A 16,486-nucleotide genomic window follows, 5' to 3' on the forward strand; every position below is an offset into this window, starting at 1 on the left:
CCCCCCAGCCAACAGCCCAGCCCACACAACCACCGCCACCCCGGCACTCCCGGTCGCCTCCAGCGCGGCACCCCCGGTCAACGCCAACGCGGCGCACCCCACCCCTGGCACAGCACGCCTGGCAGACGGCCTTGCGGTACGCCTCCTCCGGGCCGCGTCCCCGACCAACAGCAACGCGACACCCCCAGCCACCGCCAACCCGACGCGCCCGGCCAACGGACGTGAGGAACACCCGACCAGCGACAGCACGACACACCTGCCCCCTGGCGGCACACCACACACAACCACCGCCACCACGGCACGCCTGGCGGACGGCCTCGCCGTACGTCTCCTTGGAGGCCGCACGGCACGGATGGCGGACGGCCGCGCGGTGCGCTTTCTCGGGGGCGTACCGGCGCGCCCGGTCGACGGGGGCGTCGACGGCGGCGCTGCCCGCACGGCCACCGACACCACGGCACGGGTGGCGGACGGGATCGCGGTGCGTCTCCTTGGGGGCGGCGTGGGAGGGGCGGCCGAGGGCGGTGTGGGGCGTTCGGGTGCTGTTCGGGTGGGTTGGGTTGGTGGTGGCAGGGCTGCGGGGGTGGCTGGGAGGAGTGGGGCGCTTCTGGCTGGAGGGCCTCCGGGGTCTGGGGGTGGCGGGGTGGGGGCGGCGGTCGGGGCCGTGACGGGTCTGGTCGCAGTCCAGGGGTTTCGGCCGGTCGGAGTGGTGAGCCCTCCTCGTGGTCTGCGGGGCATGGTGCGACCGGGCGCGTTTCCGCCCGGGGCCTCCCTTGGGGGGACGCGGACGGGGGGCCAGGTGGGCCGCGCCGAGGCGCGGGTGCGGTCGGGGAGTCATGTTCCGGAGCGGAACGTGGCCGGGGCGGACGAGACGGCGACCGTGGAGCGGCAGATGGACGGGCTGCTGGCACGCTTGGGCACGCCGGTGACCGTTCTGCCACGGACGTCGGCGATTCCGGGGTCCGGGGCGCGGCGGAGGCTGTCCGAACAGGTGCGGATCCCGGTGTACTTCCACGTGTTGCACAACGGGAGCACCGGAGACATCTCCGACGCGCTCGTCCGCAAGCAGATCGCCGCGCTGAACTCCGCCTACGGCGGACGGTACGGCGGAGCCGACACCGGCTTCTCGTTCGACCTCCAATCGATCAGTCGTTCCGACAACGCGTCCTGGTACTCCAACCCGGAGGCGACCGAGCGGGAGTTCAAGCCCCTGCTCCGCCGCGGCGACGCGGGGGCGCTCAACCTCTACAGCGCCGACCTCGGCGACGACCTCCTCGGCTGGTCCACCTTCCCCTGGCTGTACAAGGGCGCGCCGCAGATGGACGGCGTGGTGATCCACGTCGGCAGCATGCCGGGCAGCACGATCGAGCACTTCAACCACGGGTTCAGCGCCGTCCACGAGACCGGGCACTGGCTGGGTCTCTTCCACCCGTTCGAGGGCGGCTGCACCGGCCCGGGCGACTACGTCGATGACACCCCGCCCGAGCGCGACGCCACCAACGGCTGCCCCGCGAACAAGGACACCTGCCCGGCGCCCGACGCCGACCCCGTCCACAACTTCATGGACTACGCGTGGGACGCCTGCATGACCCAGTTCACCCACGACCAGGGCGTCCGCGCCCACAAGGCGTACACCGCCTACCGCTCCTGACCCGCCCACGCCGCTTCTGACCCACCCACGCCGCCCCTGGCCCGCCCACGCCGCTCCGGACTCGCCCACGCCGCCCCTGGCCACCCACTGACGTGCAGGTCAGCCCCACTCCGTTCCAGGGCGGCACCGGGGCCGCTTCAGGATGATCCCAAGCCGCTTCAGGACGGCTCCGGGGCACTCCTGGACCGCTGCCAGCCGGCCCTCCAGGCCCGCCAGAGCGGCTCCGGCGCGCCAGAGCTGCTCCAGGGACGCCCGGGAGCCGCCTGGGGGGATTCCGGGCCACCCGGCGTGGACGGGTCGTCAGGGGGCGGCGGCGCGGGCCTGGGTGAGAGCCGCGGTGGTTTCGGGGGGAAGGCGGCGGACGGCCTCGCGGAAGGTCACGCCCGACATGCGGGCGAGGTGGCGGGACGTCCAGTCGGTGACCCAGGCCGGGTCCTTCTTGGACAGTTCGCGCAGCACCCAGCCGACGGCCTTGCGAATGAAGAACTCCTTCTCGTCGAGCGACACCTCCCCGTAGTGATCGATGCGTGCCAGGTCGGGGGTCTCCCGCCTGATTCCGGCCAGCAGCGCCAGGATCGCCGTGCGCCGTATCCACATGTACTCGTCGCCGAGCCATCCATCCAGCTCGTCCGCAACCTGTGGACAACTCAGCGCCATCACTCCGACGACCTTCTCGGCCAGGACGTCCACCAGCGCCCACGTACAGGAATCACGCACGAGCCGCTCGACGGCCCCGAGGTCCCACGCCTCCAGGACGTCCACCCGCCGGGCCAGCACCTCGACGGCGGCAAGGCGAACCTCGTGCACCGGACGGCCGGACTCGGTCACCGTCCACAGGCCGTCCACCAGCGCCAACAGGTCGTCCCGGGACGGCCGCGCCCGCACCGACGCGACCGCTATGCGGCGCACCGTGGGCACCGGCACCCCGATATGGCTGAAGGAACTCTTCAGATAGCGCCGCTCAGCCTCCGACCGCACGGGATCCTCGTGCGCGCGCAACTCTCGAACGATCCGGCTGACCTCGTCAGGCACATCCACGCCCGAACCCTAACGCCCACCCATCCCGCCCCAGAGGCGCCAAGCGACCCCAGAGGCCCCAAGAGCCCCAGGCCCGGCCCCAGACGGCCCAAGCGACCCCAGACGGCCCAAGCCAGCCCCCCAGCAGCCCAGACCCGGAGGTCAGGTGATGTCGACGATCGGCAGGCGCAGGGCGGCGGGGGCGTCCGCCGGGACGACCGGGTTCTTCGGCGTGACGGCCGAAACGCGCTGGTAGGACGCCCCGAGCACCGGACGGAGGTCGTCCTCGCCCTTGTTCGGCCACAGCGACATCGCCCGCTCCGCCTGCGCCGTGATCGTCAGGGACGGGTTGACCCCCAGGTTCGCCGAGACCGCCGAGCCGTCCACGACGTGCAGGCCGGGGTGGCCGTAGACGCGGTGGTACGGATCGATGACGCCGGACTCCGGGGAGTCGCCGATCACGCAGCCGCCGAGGAAGTGCGCGGTCATCGGGATGTCGAACAGGTCGCCCCAGGTACCGCCCGCGATCCCGCCGATCTCCTCGGCGATCTCACGCGAGGCGGCGTGCCCCTCCGGGATCCAGGTCGGGTTCGGCTCGCCGTGCCCGGCCTCGGCGCGGACGTCCCAGCCGAGCGGGCCGCGCTGCGGGCGCAGCGTGATCGAGTTGTCCCGGGTCTGCATGACCAGCGCGATGACCGTCCGCTCCGACCAGTGCCGCACGTCCAGCAGCTGGATGAGGTCACCCGGCCGCCGCACGGTCTCCCGCAGGAACTTCACCAGCCGCGGCCGGTGCTTCTCGCCGGGCCGGTCGCCGTCGATGAGCAGCGTCTGGAGGGTCGCCATCAGGTTCGAGCCCTTGCCGTACCGGACGGGCTCGATGTGCGTGTCGGGCGTCGGGTGGAACGACGAGGTGATCGCGACGCCGCGCGAGAAGTCCTCCCCGGCGTGCCCGTTGCGCCGTCCCGCGCCGAGGATCGCCTCGGAGTTCGTCCTGGTCAAGTGACCCAGCCGGTCCGAGAGGCGCGGCAGGCGGCCGGTGGTCTTGAGCTTGTGCAGGAGCTTCTGCGTCCCGTACGTCCCGGCGGCGAACACGACCTGCCCGGCGGTCAGCGTCTTCCGGTTCCGCCCGAACGAGCCCGTCCGGACGATCTCGACCGAGTACCCGCCGCCGGTGAGCGGCGTGACCTGCGTGACCCGGCTGAGCGGCACGATCCGCGCGCCCGCCTTCTCCGCGAGGTACAGGTAGTTCTCGGTGAGCATGTTCTTCGCGCCGTGCCGGCAGCCGACCATGCACTCGCCGCACTCGGTGCAGCCGCGCCGCTGCGGGCCCGCCCCACCGAAGAAGGGGTCGCTCGCCGTCCGCCCCGGACCGTCCCCGAAGTACACCCCGACCGGCGTCCGGACGAATGTGTCGCCCTTGCCCATCCGCTCGGCGACGTTGCGCATCACCTTGTCCGCGGCCGTGATCGTCGGGTTCTGGACGACCCCCAGCATCCGTTTCGCCTGGTCGTAATAGGGGGCGAGCTCGGCCTGCCAGTCGGTGATGTGCGCCCACTGCCGGTCCCTGAAGAACGGCTCCGGCGGGACGTAGAGGGTGTTGGCGTAGTTCAGCGATCCGCCGCCGACCCCGGCCCCCGCGAGCACCATGACGCGGCTGGACGAGCGGCCCCGGATCAGGTGGATGCGCTGGATGCCGGTGAGGCCGAGCGCGGGCGCCCAGACGTACCGGGCGACGCGCCAGTTGTTCTTCGGCAGGCCAGGATGCCGCGCGCCCGCGGCCCCCGACTGCCCGCTGTCGAAGCGGCGTCCCGCCTCGATCACGCCGACCCGGTACCCCTTCTCGGTCAGCCGCAGCGCGGTCACACTGCCGCCGAACCCCGACCCGATGACCAGGACGTCATAGTCGTGCATCGCCCGCGCCCGTCCCGTCTACTTGATCCGGAGCTTCTTCATGACCTTGACGCCGTTCGCCAGCAGGTCGGCGAACGTGTCGTAACCGACCCCGCCCGGCGGTTCGAGGTCGATCCAGTGCTGGCTGGCGACCGTCTGCGCCTCGGTGAACTTCAGCAGGCCCTCCGAGCCGTGCCGCCGTCCGACGCCGGACTGCTTGAACCCGCCCATCGGCGCGTCGTAGGAGATGAACGCGGCGCCGTAGCCGTCGTTCACGTTGACCGTCCCGGCCTGGAGGCGCGCGGCGACGCGGCGGCCCCGCGCGACGTCCCGGGTCCAGACGGAGGCGTTGAGCCCGTAGGGCGTGTCGTTCGCGACGTCGATGACCTCGTCGACGTCCGAGAACTTGTAGACCGAGACGACCGGGCCGAACGTCTCGCTGGCGCACAGGTCCATGTCGGACGTGACGCCGGTGAGGACGGTCGGCTCGTAGAACAGCGGGCCGATGTCCGGGCGCGCCTTCCCGCCCGCGAGGACCGTCGCGCCCTCCCGGACGGCCTGGTCGACGTGCGCCGTGACGTTGTCGAGCTGCCGCTGGAAGGTCAGCGACCCCATGGACGCCTCGAAGTCCAGCCCGGTCCCGAGCCGCATGTCCTTGACCAGCTGGACGAACCGCGGCACGAACCGGTCGTGGATCGCCTCGTGGACGTACAGGCGCTCGATCGAGATGCACAGCTGCCCGGCGTTGGTGAAGCACGCGCGGACGGCCCCGCGCGCGGCGCGCTCCACGTCCGCGTCGTCCAGGACGATCATCGGGTTCTTGCCGCCGAGCTCCAGCGAGTACGACACCAGGCGCGGCGCGACCCGCTCGGCGATCGCCTTGCCGCCGCGCGTGGACCCGGTGAACGACACGTAGTCGGCGGCGTCCAGCAGCGGGTCGCCGATCTCGGCCGGGTCGCCGATCACGACCTGCCACAGGTCGCGCGGCAGGCCGAGGGAGACGAGCAGGTCCAGCACCCACAGGCTGGACAGGCAGGTCTGGGTGTCCGGCTTGTGCAGGACGGCGTTCCCGGCCAGGAGCGCGGGCACGATGTCGGACGCGCCGAGCGAGAACGGGTAGTTCCACGGCGAGATGAGCGCGACGACACCCTTCGGGTGGCGCAGCTCCTGCACGCGCGTGAGACCGGGCATCGTGCTGCGGCGCCGCTGCGGCCTCAACAGCTTCTCCGCGCGACGCGCGTAGTGCAGCGAGCAGAGCGCGACGTCGAGGAACTCCTCCATCGCGTGCCGCCGGGCCTTGCCCGTCTCCAGCTGGATGACGTCGAGGATCTCCGAGCGCCGGGCCACGAGCGCGTCCGGCAGGGCGAGGAACGGCCTGACCCGGTCGCGGACGGGCAGCGCGGCCCATTCCCGCTGGGCGCGCCGGGCGCGCTCGTACGCGCGCGTGATGTCACCGGCCGTCGTCAGCGGCAGAGTCGCGAGCGGCTCCCCGGTGAAGGGGGTGGGGATGGTCACGGTGGGCGCGTCCTCACCGGACGCGATGTGCGAGGCCAACCGGTCGATCTTGTGTTGCGGCAGCCGGTACGCGGCCGCCCCCGGGGCGGGGACCGTCGGAGATGCCATGCGTGCAGACTAAGGCTCCCCGAGCACCGGTGGCTACCCACCAGTAACGACTTGCTTTCCGTGAATTACGGCACATCTCACCTGCGAAGAAACGGAACGTTCCAGATTGACCGACTTGGTCGGTTGCCGGGACCCGGCCCGTCCCTCCGGTGTAAGCCGGACCCAGGAGGAGACACCAGGCGCGTCGCCGTCGCGCCGCCCGGGCCGTATCGCTGCCGCCCGCCCCGGGCCCGGCGGCAGCGTGCCCGACGAGAGGGGAACCCTTACATGACCTTCGCGGGCGGCGCGACGGGACCGGACCGAACGACCGACCACGAACCCGACCCCCCACAGACCCCCGAGCACCCACAGACCCCCGACCCCTCACAGACCCCCGAACACCCGCCGGCCCCCGGCACCCCGCCCCCTCACCCGCGGATCCGCCACGCCGAACCGGCGATGAGGCAGCGGGAGATGACCCGGCGGGAACGGCGGGAGATGACGCGCGCGGCGCTGCTGGAGGCGGCCGAGCGGCTGTGGGCGGAGCACGGCGTCCACGGCGCTTCCCTGGACGACGTGGCGTCCGCGGCCGGGCTGACCAAGGGCGCGGTGTACTCGAACTTCGCGGGCAAGACCGACCTGCTGCTCGCGCTGCTGGAGTACTGCACGCGCGAGCGCATCGGCACCCGGACGTGCGCGGAACTGCACGACACGAGCCGTCCGCCCGCGGAGCGGTTCGAACGCGCCGGTCTCGCCTACCGCCGCCGCCTGGAGGGGGGCCGGGCCCGCCTGACCGCCCTGCTGCTCGCCGAGTTCTGGCTGTTCGGGATGCGCGACTACGCGGCGGGCTGGCGGATCGCCGACTGGTACGCCGAATGCCGCGACGACCTCGCCCGCGACCTGCCCGACTCCGGCGGCGTCTCCCCCCACGACCGCGCCACGCTCGCGGTCGCCCTCGACGCGGGCCTGTCCCTCCAGCACCTGCTGGACCCCGACCGCGTCCCGGCCGAACTGTACGGAACCGCCATGCGCCTCATCCTCGGCGACGACTGACCACACGCGCACGGGCCGCGTCCGGCCTGCCCGGACGCGGCCCGAAGCCCGCAATCAAGCCTCTTTCACGCCCCGGAGCCTGGAGCTCGCCGGGGCGTCCGGTGAAGGCTCAGTCGTCGGACGCGCCGGGCGGGGCGATCGGGGCGTTGCCCTGCGACTGGACGCCGGGCATGATCCACAGCTTGCCCTTGGCGGCGGCGAAGACCGTTGCGAAGTTGGAGGTGTAGGCGGGGAAGGCCGAGCTGTCCATGAGGCTCAGCATCGCCTCGTCGTTGTGCCGGAGCGCGTCCCACGTGTAGCTGTGGCTGCCGGTGAGGATGACGCGGTGCCGTCCGCCGTTGTAGGACCCGTCGATCAGCAGGTACTTGGAGTGGGCCTTGTTCACCGCCTCGCCGGTGAAGTAGTGCACGTTCGGCCCGCCGTGGCTCCCCGGCTTGCTGAGCGCCTTCAGCGTGCCCGTCCCGAAGGTCGCGGCGACCACCTGGACGTCACAGCCCTGGTCGTCCAGCTTGGACAGCGTCTTGGCGACCTCGGTGCGGCTGAAGATGCCGCTGGACAGCCGGATCTTCGTCCCGCTCGAGCACTGCACCCGGTTGAGGACGTCCAGGACCGGGTCGCCGGACGCCTTCGGGAAGAACGCGACCGCGCGCTTGCCCGACCAGGTCTGCCGGTAGTAGTCCCCGTTCGCCTGGTGCCTGGCCAGCGTGTAGAAGTAGCCGCGGTAGGTCGTGTAGAGCTTGGTGTCGGCGAGCGTGTAGGCGTCGTTGTAGTCCGCGTACATGCCGCCGGTCGCGTTGCCCGACGTCTGGACGACCACGTTCCGCGAGGCGTACGTCTGCGAGAACGCGTAGAACTTGTTGTGGTTCTTGGCCCAGACGCCCTTCTCGGACGGCGCGATGCAGCCGCGCCCCTTCGGGCACACCACGATCCAGGACGACCCGCTCGTGCTCGTCCCCAGGTTGCGGGCCAGGTAGTCGTACACCGGCCGGTCCTGGGAGAGCGAGTCGTTGTCGATGACGACCCGCACCTTCACCTTGCGCTTCTTGGCGGCGACCAGTTCCTTCGCCATGCTCGACTGACGCAGCCTGAACAGAGCGACGTCGATCTCCGCCTTCGCGGGCGTGTTCCGGATCAGGCTCTTGATGTAGAGGTCGAGCGCTCCGGCCTTCTGCTTGTCCTTGCTGGGCAGATTGAACCGGGGCCCCTGCGTGACGTACACGCGCCGGGTGCCGCTCGCGGGCACGTTCCGGGTCGGGGACCAGACCCGCGATCCACCCCCAGGGGTGGCCGCAGGGCGCACTCCCTCTTCGGCCGAGGCCGCAGCGGCCCCCAGCCCCGTCGCCGCACCAGCGACGACCAGCCCACACAGAACAAGGGCGACGTGTCGCACGAGACCCCCCCGACCTTCGAACACGACAAGATCGGGACATTACCAACAATCAACCCCCACGAGAATCCCCTGAAGCGACACTTCTCGCCACCATCCACCGGCTCTCTCGCCTCACCGACAATCCACCCACCCCTCAAACCAGGCAAATCCCACCAAACTCCCTCGCCCCCACCAGCGCGCGCGGAACGGGCGAAGGCCGGTTCCGGACAAGGCGCCGTCCGGTGAGCGCGATGCGCCCGAGCCCCGGTGGAGTGGCCGACGAGCGCCCGGAGGTCGGACGGGATCCCGGGCGCGGGGTCAGGGGGCGGTGACGGGGACGATGTCGGGGGCGCCCCGGCGGCGGGCGTCGGCCTCCTGGTCGCCGTCCTGGGTCTGGGAGTCGCGCTCGGCCTCGATGCGCTTGCGGTAGTACTCGATCTCGCGGTCGCGCTGGCGCTTGGACCAGCCGAGGACGGGGGCGAGCAGGTCGGCGGCCTCCTGGGCGACGCCGACGCCCCGGTCCCAGGTCTCGATGGAGATGCGGGTGCGGCGGGCCAGGACGTCGTTCAGGTGGCGGGCGCCCTCGTGGGTCGCGGAGTAGACGATCTCGGCGCGCAGGTAGTCGTCGGCGCCGCCCAGCGGACGGCCGAGGTCGGGCTTCTCGGCGATCAGCCGGAGCAGGTCGTCGGTCAGCGTGCCGTGGCGGCGCAGCAGGTGCTCGATCCGCGCGACGTGCAGCCCGGAGCGCGCCGCGAGCCGGTGCCGCGCGTTCCACATCGGGACGAACCCGTCGCCGCCCACCAGCGCGACCCGGTCGGTGCAGGACTCGGCGATCCGGCCGTCCAGGCCGTGGACGACCGCGTCGATGGCGTCCTTGGCCATCACCCGGTAGGTGGTGAACTTGCCGCCCGCGACCAGCACCAGCCCCGGCACCGGGTGCGCCACGACGTGCTCGCGCGACAGCTTGGACGTCTCGTCGGTCTCGCCGGTCAGCAGCGGCCTCAGGCCCGCGTACACGCCCTCCACGTCGTCGTGCGTGAGCGGCGTCTTCAGGACGGCGTTGACGTGGTCGAGGACGTAGTCGATGTCGGCCTTGGACGCGGCGGGGTGCGCGCGGTCCAGGTCCCAGGCGGTGTCGGTGGTGCCGATGATCCAGTGCCGTCCCCACGGGATGACGAACAGCACGGACTTCTCGGTGCGCAGGATGATCCCCGTCGCCGAGTGGATCCGGTCCTTCGGCACGACCAGGTGGATGCCCTTGGACGACTTGACGTGGATCTGCCCGCGCCCGCCGACCAGTTCCTGGATGTCGTCGGTCCACACGCCGGTCGCGTTGACGACCTGCTTGGCGCGCACCTCACCGGTGGTGCCGGTCTCCAGGTCGCGGATCCTCACGCCCGTGACCCGCTCCCCCTCCCGCAGGAAGCCGGTGACCTGCGTGCGCGAGGCGATCCGCGCGCCGTACTCGGCGGCCGTGCGCAGCACCATCATCACGTAGCGGGCGTCGTCCATCTGGGCGTCCCAGTACTGGATCGCTCCAACGAACGCGTCCTTGCGCAGCGACGGGGCCAGTTTCAGCGCGCCGCGCCGGGTCAGGTGCCGGTGGCCCGGGACGCCCCGGGTGCTGCCCATCTGGAACGCCAGCGCGTCGTAGAGCGCCACGCCCGCGCCGAAGTACCCCCGCTCCCACACCCGGTGCGTGGTCGGCAGCAGGAACGGCACAGGCCGCACCAGATGCGGCGCGATCTGCTGGAGCAGCAGGCTCCGCTCGGTCAGCGCCTCCCGGACCAGCTCGAAGTTGTACTGCTCCAGGTAGCGCAGCCCGCCGTGGATGAGCTTGGACGACCGCGACGAGGTGCCCGAGGCGAAGTCGCGCGCCTCGACCACGGCGACCGACAGGCCGCGGGTGGCGGCGTCCAGCGCCGCGCCCGCGCCGACGATCCCGCCGCCGACCACCACGACGTCGTACTCCTCGCGCACCATCTCGTCGAGGGCCGCCGCGCGCTCGGCGGGCCCGAGCCGCGAGCTCCCGAGGGCGGTCACCGGTGATCCCGTCATCGCGTCTCCCCTTGCACCCGGTCGTCAGGTCCGATTCCTACCCAACAGTAAGGAGCGTGCCACCCTCGAGCCACCACGAGCCGCGTCCCAGCCCGGCCCGTCCCCGCCGACCACGCCGACGACGGCACACCAGCGCGAGAGACCACACCCGCGACGACCTGCCAAGATCGCGCTCACGACCGCCCCGCCGACCGCCCACCCCTCGCTGACCGAATCCGGAAATTCACCTCCCCGCCACAACACCCCCTCACACCCCTCACACCCTTAACAACGTGCGAGCGGCCCCGCCCGTTGGGGGCGAGGCCGCTCTTTTTCGAGAAGATCAGAGGATCAGTGGCCGTGCGGGGCGACCACGACCTGGACGCGCTGGAAGTCCTTCAGCTCGGTGTACCCGGCCGTGGCCATCGAGCGGCGGAGGGCGCCGATGAGGTTCATCGAGCCGTCCGCCACGTGGGACGGGCCGTGCAGGATCTGCTGCAGGGTGCCGATCGTGCCGAGGTCGAGGCGGGTGCCGCGCGGGACGTCGCCGTGGTGCGCCTCGGAGCCCCAGTGGTAGCCGCGGCCCGGGGCCTCGGTCGAGCGGGCGAACGGGGAGCCGACCATGACGGCGTCCGAGCCGCAGGCGAACGCCTTGGCGATCTCGCCCGAGTTGGTCATGCCGCCGTCCGCGATGACGTGGACGTACCGGCCGCCCGACTCGTCCATGTAGTCGCGGCGCGCGGCGGCGACGTCGGCCACCGCGGTCGCCATGGGGACGGCCACGCCGAGGACGGTCCGGGTGGTGTGGCCCGAGCCGCCGCCGAAGCCGACCAGGACGCCCGCCGCGCCCGTCCGCATCAGGTGCAGAGCGGCGGTGTAGGTGGAGCAGCCGCCGACGATGACCGGGACGTCCAGGTCGTAGATGAACTGCTTGAGGTTCAGCGGCTCGGCGCGTCCGGACACGTGCTCGGCCGAGACCGTGGTGCCGCGGATCACGAACAGGTCGACCCCGGCGTCGATGACGGCCTTGTGGAACTGCGCCGTGCGCTGCGGGGACAGCCGCGCCGCGACGGTCACGCCCGCCTCCCGGACCTCGGCGATCCGGCGGCCGATCAGCTCCTCCTTGATCGGCGCGGAGTAGATCTCCTGGAGCCGCTGGGTGGCGCGGACGTCGTCCAGCGAGGCGATCTCGGCGAGCAGCGGCTCGGGGTTCTCGTACCGGGTCCACAGGCCCTCGAGGTCGAGGACGGCCAGGCCGCCGAGGCGGCCGACCGCGATCGCCGTCGCGGGCGAGACGACGCTGTCCATCGGCGCGACGACCAGCGGCATCTCGAACCGGTAGGCGTCGATCTGCCAGGCGACGCTGACCTCCTCCGGGTCGCGCGTCCGCCGGGACGGCACGATCCCGATCTCGTCGAACGCGTAGGCCCGGCGGCCGCTCTTCCCCCGGCCGATCTCCACCTCAGCAGCCACAGCGGTTCCTTTTCCCCAGTCTCGGTGTCGCTTGGCGGCGTCCACCGCGCGAGCGGCGGACGCCATGGTCTACGGCATTCCCCGCAGGACCGGAGAACACGCCCGTGAGACTACAGCCGGTCAGCGGCCCTGGTAGTTCGGGGCCTCGACGGTCATCTGGATGTCGTGCGGGTGGCTCTCCCGCAGGCCGGCGCTGGAGATCCGCATCAGCTGCCCGGAGCGCTGGAGCTCGGGGATGGTGCGGGTGCCCGCGTACCACATCGACTGGTGCAGGCCGCCGACCAGCTGGTGGGCGACGTTCGCGAGCGGGCCGCGGTAGGGCACCTGGCCCTCGACGCCCTCGGGGATCAGCTTCTCCTCGGACGACACGTCCGCCTGGGCGTAGCGGTCCTTGGAGTACGAGCCGCCGCGCTCGCGGTTGCGCATCGCGCCGAGCGAGCCCATGCCGCGGTAGGACTTGTACTGCTTGCCGTGGACGAAGATCAGCTCGCCCGGCGACTCCTCGATGCCCGCGAGCAGGCTGCCGAGCATGACCGTGTCGGCGCCCGCGACCAGCGCCTTGGCGATGTCGCCGGAGTACTGGATGCCGCCGTCGCCGATCACCGGGACGCCGCTCTCCTGGGCCGCCCGGCCCGCCTCGAAGATGGCGGTGAGCTGCGGGACGCCGACCCCGGCGACCACGCGGGTGGTGCAGATCGACCCCGGCCCGACGCCGACCTTCACCGCGTCCGCGCCCGCCTCGATCAGCGCCTTCGCGCCCGCGTAGGTGGCGATGTTGCCGCCGACGACCTGGACGCCCCTCGCGTTCGCCTTGATCGTCGCGATGGTGTCGGCGACGCCCTTGGAGTGGCCGTGCGCGGTGTCCACGATGACCACGTCGGTTCCGGCCTCGATCAGCGCGTCCGCGCGGCGGAGCGCGTCCTCGCCGACGCCGACCGCGGCGGCGACCAGGAGCCGGCCCCCCGCGTCCTTGCTGGAGACCGGGTACTGCTCGCTCTTGGTGAAGTCCTTGACGGTGATCAGGCCGCGCAGCCGGTTCTGGTCGTCCACCAGCGGCAGCTTCTCGATCTTGTTGGTGGCGAGCAGCCGGAACGCCTCGTCCTTCGCCACGTCCACCGGCGCGGTGATCAGCGGCATCGCCGTCATCACCTCGCGGACGGGCCGGGAGAGGTCGGTTTCAAAGCGCATGTCCCGGTTCGTCACGATGCCTACCAGGACGCCGCGCACGTCGGTCACCGGGACGCCGGAGATCCGGTACCGGGCGCACATCTCCTCGACGTCGGCGAGCGTCGCGTCCGGCAGGCAGGTCACCGGGTTGGTGATCATCCCGGCCTCGGACCGCTTGACCTTGTCGGCCTCGCTCGCCTGCTCCTCGATCGACATGTTGCGGTGCAGCACGCCGATGCCGCCCTGGCGGGCCATCGCGATCGCGGTGCGCGCCTCGGTCACGGTGTCCATCGCGGCCGACACCAGCGGGATGCGCAGCGAGATGTCGCGGGTCAGCCGGGTCGTGGTGTCGGCCTCGCCGGGCTGCATGTCCGAATATCCCGGGAGCAGGAGCACATCGTCGAAGGTCAGCCCCGTCGGGAGGAACTTGGCGGGCTCTGCTGCGGGGTTCATCATGGCTCCTTGCGCGGTATCCGGCCAGGTCAACGGTGTCACACGAGGTCACGGCGGTGTGCTGTCCATGGTAGGGCGTGCCACATGGCCGCCCGGCCCGTTCGCGGCACGCCGGGCGTGGTTTTCGCGACACGTCCACCGCCCCCGATTACGGTGTGCAACGACTCCGGCCACCTGCGCATTCCCCTTCCGCACGGCCCTTCCCGCGCGTCCCAGGGCCCACGCGCGACAGGCGTTCGCGCTCAGAGGAGACCGGGGGGTGCACCTCGGAGGGGGCGGCGCAGTAGCGTGGAGTCGTGCACGACGATGCCCCGCTCGACCCGTTCGCCGGCGACCCGGAGGATCCGGCCGCCTCGCTCGGCGACCCCGGGGAGGACGTCGCTCCGCTCAGCGTGGCGGAGCGCGAGGACGTGCTCGCCGACCTCGCCGACCTGGAGGTCTTCCGCGCCCTGCTGGAGCCGCTCGGCGTCCGCGGCCTGACCGTGGACTGCGGCGACTGCGGCAAGATCCACTACATCGACTGGGATCTGCTGCACGGCAACCTGCGCCACCTCCTGGACGAGGGCCTCCCGCGGGTCCACGAGCCCGCCTTGGCCCCCGACCCCGTCGACTACGTCAGCTGGGAGTACGCCCGCGGCTACGTGGACGGCGTGATCGACAGCGAGGAGGGCAACTCCTGACGCCCGCCGCCGTCACGACCACCCACCGTCTGGTCCCCAGGACCAGAACCGCCCCGACCGCTCAGGCATAGGAGCAAGGGGCCCGCACCGTCAGGAACGTGGGTGCCCGGCGCGCGACTGCGCGATCCGGTGCTCGACCCGCCGCCGGATCTCGTCCAAACGCCGCCGCACCTGCCCGGCCAGGTCGGGACGCGCCGGAGGACGCCGCGGTGGGCGACTGTGCAGCAGCTCGTCCAGGCGGTCCCTGAGCCGTTCCTCATCCGACATGCCGCGCTTCGACGTCCCTGGGCGGGACGCACCGGACCGTCCGGCCCGGTGCTTCTCCTCGTGCGCGCGCTTCTGGGGCGTCGGCCCAGGACGGCCACCGGCAGGCGGCTTCGGCTTCAGCGACGACGGGCCGTCCTCACCCACCTTGACCTGCCCGGGCATGTGGCCCCTCTCGGCCGTACGAGCCTGGGACGTGGCGGTCTGATCCTCGGTCAGCCCAACGCCCGCCGCCGCGACACCGGTCGTGGCCAGCACCGCGCCCACGACGCCGAGCGCCACGATCGTGCGCGGGCCCCGCCGCGACGACCCGCTCCCCTGCTGCTGGTCAGGCACGTCCCCGTCGCCGTCCCGGCGGGACGCGCCGTCCGAGCCGGAGCGACCGGCCGCCACCTCGCCGGGCTCGAGCGAAACGGCGTCGGACTCGTCCGGCAGGACGGCCGACAGGCTCGCACCATCCACGACACCCACGCCGTCGGCCACCGCGGCCTCGGCCGAAACGGCATCCGCTCCATGCCGGGTCACGGTCTCAACGGTGCGATGAAGCCGCGGACGGGCGCCGGACGCGGACGGCAGCCCATCGTCGACATCGGCGACCAGCGCGCCGAGCAGCCCGAGCACCGGATCGGAGCCGGACGGGAACCGCCGCCCCGGGGCCGGGGGCAGGGGGGAGCCGGGACGGCCTCGGGCCGCGAGGGCCTCGAACAGCGCGTCGGTGCGGTACAGCGCGGACAGGTCGGCCGAGCGGGTGGGGGCGTCGTCCTGACAGGGGGGCTCGGTCGGATCCGGGGCGCCGCGGCTCCGTTCCGTCAAGCGATCGACTCCTCTCGTGCCATCGCCCGCAGCCGGGCCAGGGCGCGGTGCTGGGCGACCCGGACGGCCCCCGCGGACATGCCGAGCACATTACCGGTCTCCTCCGCCGACAATCCGGCGACCACCCTCAGCAGCACCAGTTCACGCTGGTGGTCGGGGAGCCGGGTGAGCAGGTCGCGGGCCCGCTGCGCCTCGATGTAGCGGACGACCGTCTCCTCCGGGCCGGGCCCCTCGTCGGGGCCGTCCGGCAGGTCCTCGGTCGGGACGGCGGCGCGCACCGCGCTGCGCAGCGCGTCGGCGATCTTGTGCGCGGCGATGCCGAACACGAACGAGGCGAACGGACGCCCCATGTCGCGGTAGCGCGGCAGCGCCGACAGCACCGCGATGCAGACCTCCTGGGCCACGTCGTCGGCGATGTGGTACTGCCCCGACACCCGGCCGAGCCGGGCCCGGCAGTACCGCACGACCATCGGCCGGACCTCGGCGATCAGCACCTCGATCGCGGCCGGATCCCCCTGGACGGCGAGGCTGGTCAGCTCCCGCATGTCCCCGTCCGGCGGACCGGCCGGGCGTGGCACGCGGCCCGGGACCGACCTCAGGGCCCGCCCCTCGTGCCCGCCGTCGGCGGGTCCCGGCGGACCCGGACCCCCCGAGGGTTCGGCAGCGCGCGCGGTCGTCGTCCCGGCGAAGCATCCCTCGGTCACGTAGAGCATGATGCCCAGCAGGCCCGGACCTGTCTCCACTGTCCACGGCAACGGAATGGTCACAGTGCACGGACGACCCGCTCGAATGCCACGAAACGCGGTCAGCCGACCCCGCCCGGTGACTCTTTCGCGCGCACGGGAAAACGCCCGTGAAGCCGCACATGAACCAGCACGAGCACCCGCACGAGCACCCAAGCCGGACATCCCCGAGCAACCCCACACAACCCACCCCGCCCAGCCTCGAAAGTCCCGCCAGCGGAGCGGGGTGCCGAGCGGCACACGGCACAGGAACACACAGGCCCGGTCAAACCGGACA

General features: G+C 72.1%; 12 protein-coding genes. 3 read left to right on the plus strand and 9 right to left on the minus strand.

The features are described from left to right. Positions 1-850 precede the first annotated feature (850 nt). The gene (locus P696_RS0130230) at positions 851-1,648 is read left to right on the plus strand and encodes a zinc metalloprotease (RefSeq protein WP_245627876.1); all 798 of its coding nucleotides are present in this window, start codon (positions 851-853) and stop codon (positions 1,646-1,648) included. A 300-nt stretch (positions 1,649-1,948) separates the two neighbouring features. Here P696_RS0130230 and P696_RS49110 read toward each other — a convergent pair whose 3' ends face one another. The 3 genes from P696_RS49110 to P696_RS0130245 form a co-directional block, all read right to left on the minus strand. Further along, positions 1,949-2,686, minus strand: coding sequence for a DNA alkylation repair protein (locus tag P696_RS49110; RefSeq protein ID WP_034487843.1), 738 nt, complete (start codon positions 2,684-2,686; stop codon positions 1,949-1,951). Positions 2,687-2,827: 141 nt separating this feature from the next. Further along, positions 2,828-4,576, minus strand: a complete 1,749-nt coding sequence (locus tag P696_RS0130240; protein ID WP_026415264.1) for an FAD-dependent oxidoreductase — start codon at positions 4,574-4,576, stop codon at positions 2,828-2,830. An 18-nt stretch (positions 4,577-4,594) separates the two neighbouring features. Then, a complete protein-coding gene (locus P696_RS0130245; RefSeq protein ID WP_051468372.1) occupies positions 4,595-6,178 on the minus strand; it encodes a succinic semialdehyde dehydrogenase in 1,584 nt (527 codons plus the stop codon). Between the two features lie 453 nt (positions 6,179-6,631). Between P696_RS0130245 and P696_RS0130250 the strand changes: the two genes are divergently transcribed. Then, a complete protein-coding gene (locus P696_RS0130250) occupies positions 6,632-7,210 on the plus strand; it encodes a TetR/AcrR family transcriptional regulator (protein ID WP_084338451.1) in 579 nt (192 codons plus the stop codon). Positions 7,211-7,319: 109 nt separating this feature from the next. Here the strand turns inward: P696_RS0130250 and P696_RS49115 are convergent, their stop codons facing one another. From P696_RS49115 to guaB, 4 genes are all read right to left on the minus strand, one after another. After that, entirely contained in the window at positions 7,320-8,453 is a 1,134-nt protein-coding gene (locus P696_RS49115) for a phospholipase D-like domain-containing protein (protein WP_170026613.1), read from the minus strand. A 444-nt stretch (positions 8,454-8,897) separates the two neighbouring features. Continuing rightward, positions 8,898-10,637: a glycerol-3-phosphate dehydrogenase/oxidase gene (locus tag P696_RS0130260; RefSeq protein ID WP_034487846.1), complete on the minus strand. Its 1,740-nt coding sequence runs from the start codon at positions 10,635-10,637 to the stop codon at positions 8,898-8,900. A 330-nt stretch (positions 10,638-10,967) separates the two neighbouring features. Next, entirely contained in the window at positions 10,968-12,077 is a 1,110-nt protein-coding gene (locus P696_RS0130265) for a GuaB3 family IMP dehydrogenase-related protein (RefSeq protein ID WP_026415268.1), read from the minus strand. A gap of 132 nt (positions 12,078-12,209) precedes the next feature. Continuing rightward, entirely contained in the window at positions 12,210-13,709 is a 1,500-nt protein-coding gene (guaB, locus tag P696_RS0130270; RefSeq protein ID WP_026415269.1) for an IMP dehydrogenase, read from the minus strand. 296 nt (positions 13,710-14,005) lie between these two features. Between guaB and P696_RS0130275 the strand changes: the two genes are divergently transcribed. Then, on the plus strand, positions 14,006-14,389 hold the full coding sequence (locus P696_RS0130275; protein ID WP_026415270.1) for a DUF5319 domain-containing protein: 384 nt from the start codon (positions 14,006-14,008) through the stop codon (positions 14,387-14,389). A 90-nt stretch (positions 14,390-14,479) separates the two neighbouring features. Here the strand turns inward: P696_RS0130275 and P696_RS0130280 are convergent, their stop codons facing one another. Both P696_RS0130280 and P696_RS0130285 read right to left on the minus strand, forming a co-directional pair. Further along, positions 14,480-15,466, minus strand: a complete 987-nt coding sequence (locus P696_RS0130280) for a hypothetical protein (protein WP_026415271.1) — start codon at positions 15,464-15,466, stop codon at positions 14,480-14,482. Beyond that, positions 15,463-16,011, minus strand: a complete 549-nt coding sequence (locus P696_RS0130285; RefSeq protein ID WP_117355923.1) for a sigma-70 family RNA polymerase sigma factor — start codon at positions 16,009-16,011, stop codon at positions 15,463-15,465. The genes P696_RS0130280 and P696_RS0130285 overlap by 4 nt, the downstream gene beginning before the upstream one ends. Positions 16,012-16,486: the final 475 nt, after the last annotated feature.

The sequence above is a fragment of the Actinomadura oligospora ATCC 43269 genome, from assembly GCF_000518265.1.
Lineage (GTDB): Bacteria > Actinomycetota > Actinomycetes > Streptosporangiales > Streptosporangiaceae > Spirillospora > Spirillospora oligospora.

Bases quoted from the DNA above. Each gene is read 5' to 3' on its own strand.
- P696_RS0130285 (WP_117355923.1), bottom strand. From the start codon at position 16,011: ATGCGGGAGCTGACCAGCCTCGCCGTCCAGGGGGATCCGGCCGCGATC.
- P696_RS0130240 (WP_026415264.1), bottom strand. From the start codon at position 4,576: ATGCACGACTATGACGTCCTGGTCATCGGGTCGGGGTTCGGCGGCAGT.
- P696_RS0130245 (WP_051468372.1), bottom strand. From the start codon at position 6,178: ATGGCATCTCCGACGGTCCCCGCCCCGGGGGCGGCCGCGTACCGGCTG.
- P696_RS0130250 (WP_084338451.1), top strand. From the start codon at position 6,632: ATGACCCGGCGGGAACGGCGGGAGATGACGCGCGCGGCGCTGCTGGAG.
- P696_RS0130260 (WP_034487846.1), bottom strand. From the start codon at position 10,637: ATGACGGGATCACCGGTGACCGCCCTCGGGAGCTCGCGGCTCGGGCCC.
- guaB (WP_026415269.1), bottom strand. From the start codon at position 13,709: ATGAACCCCGCAGCAGAGCCCGCCAAGTTCCTCCCGACGGGGCTGACC.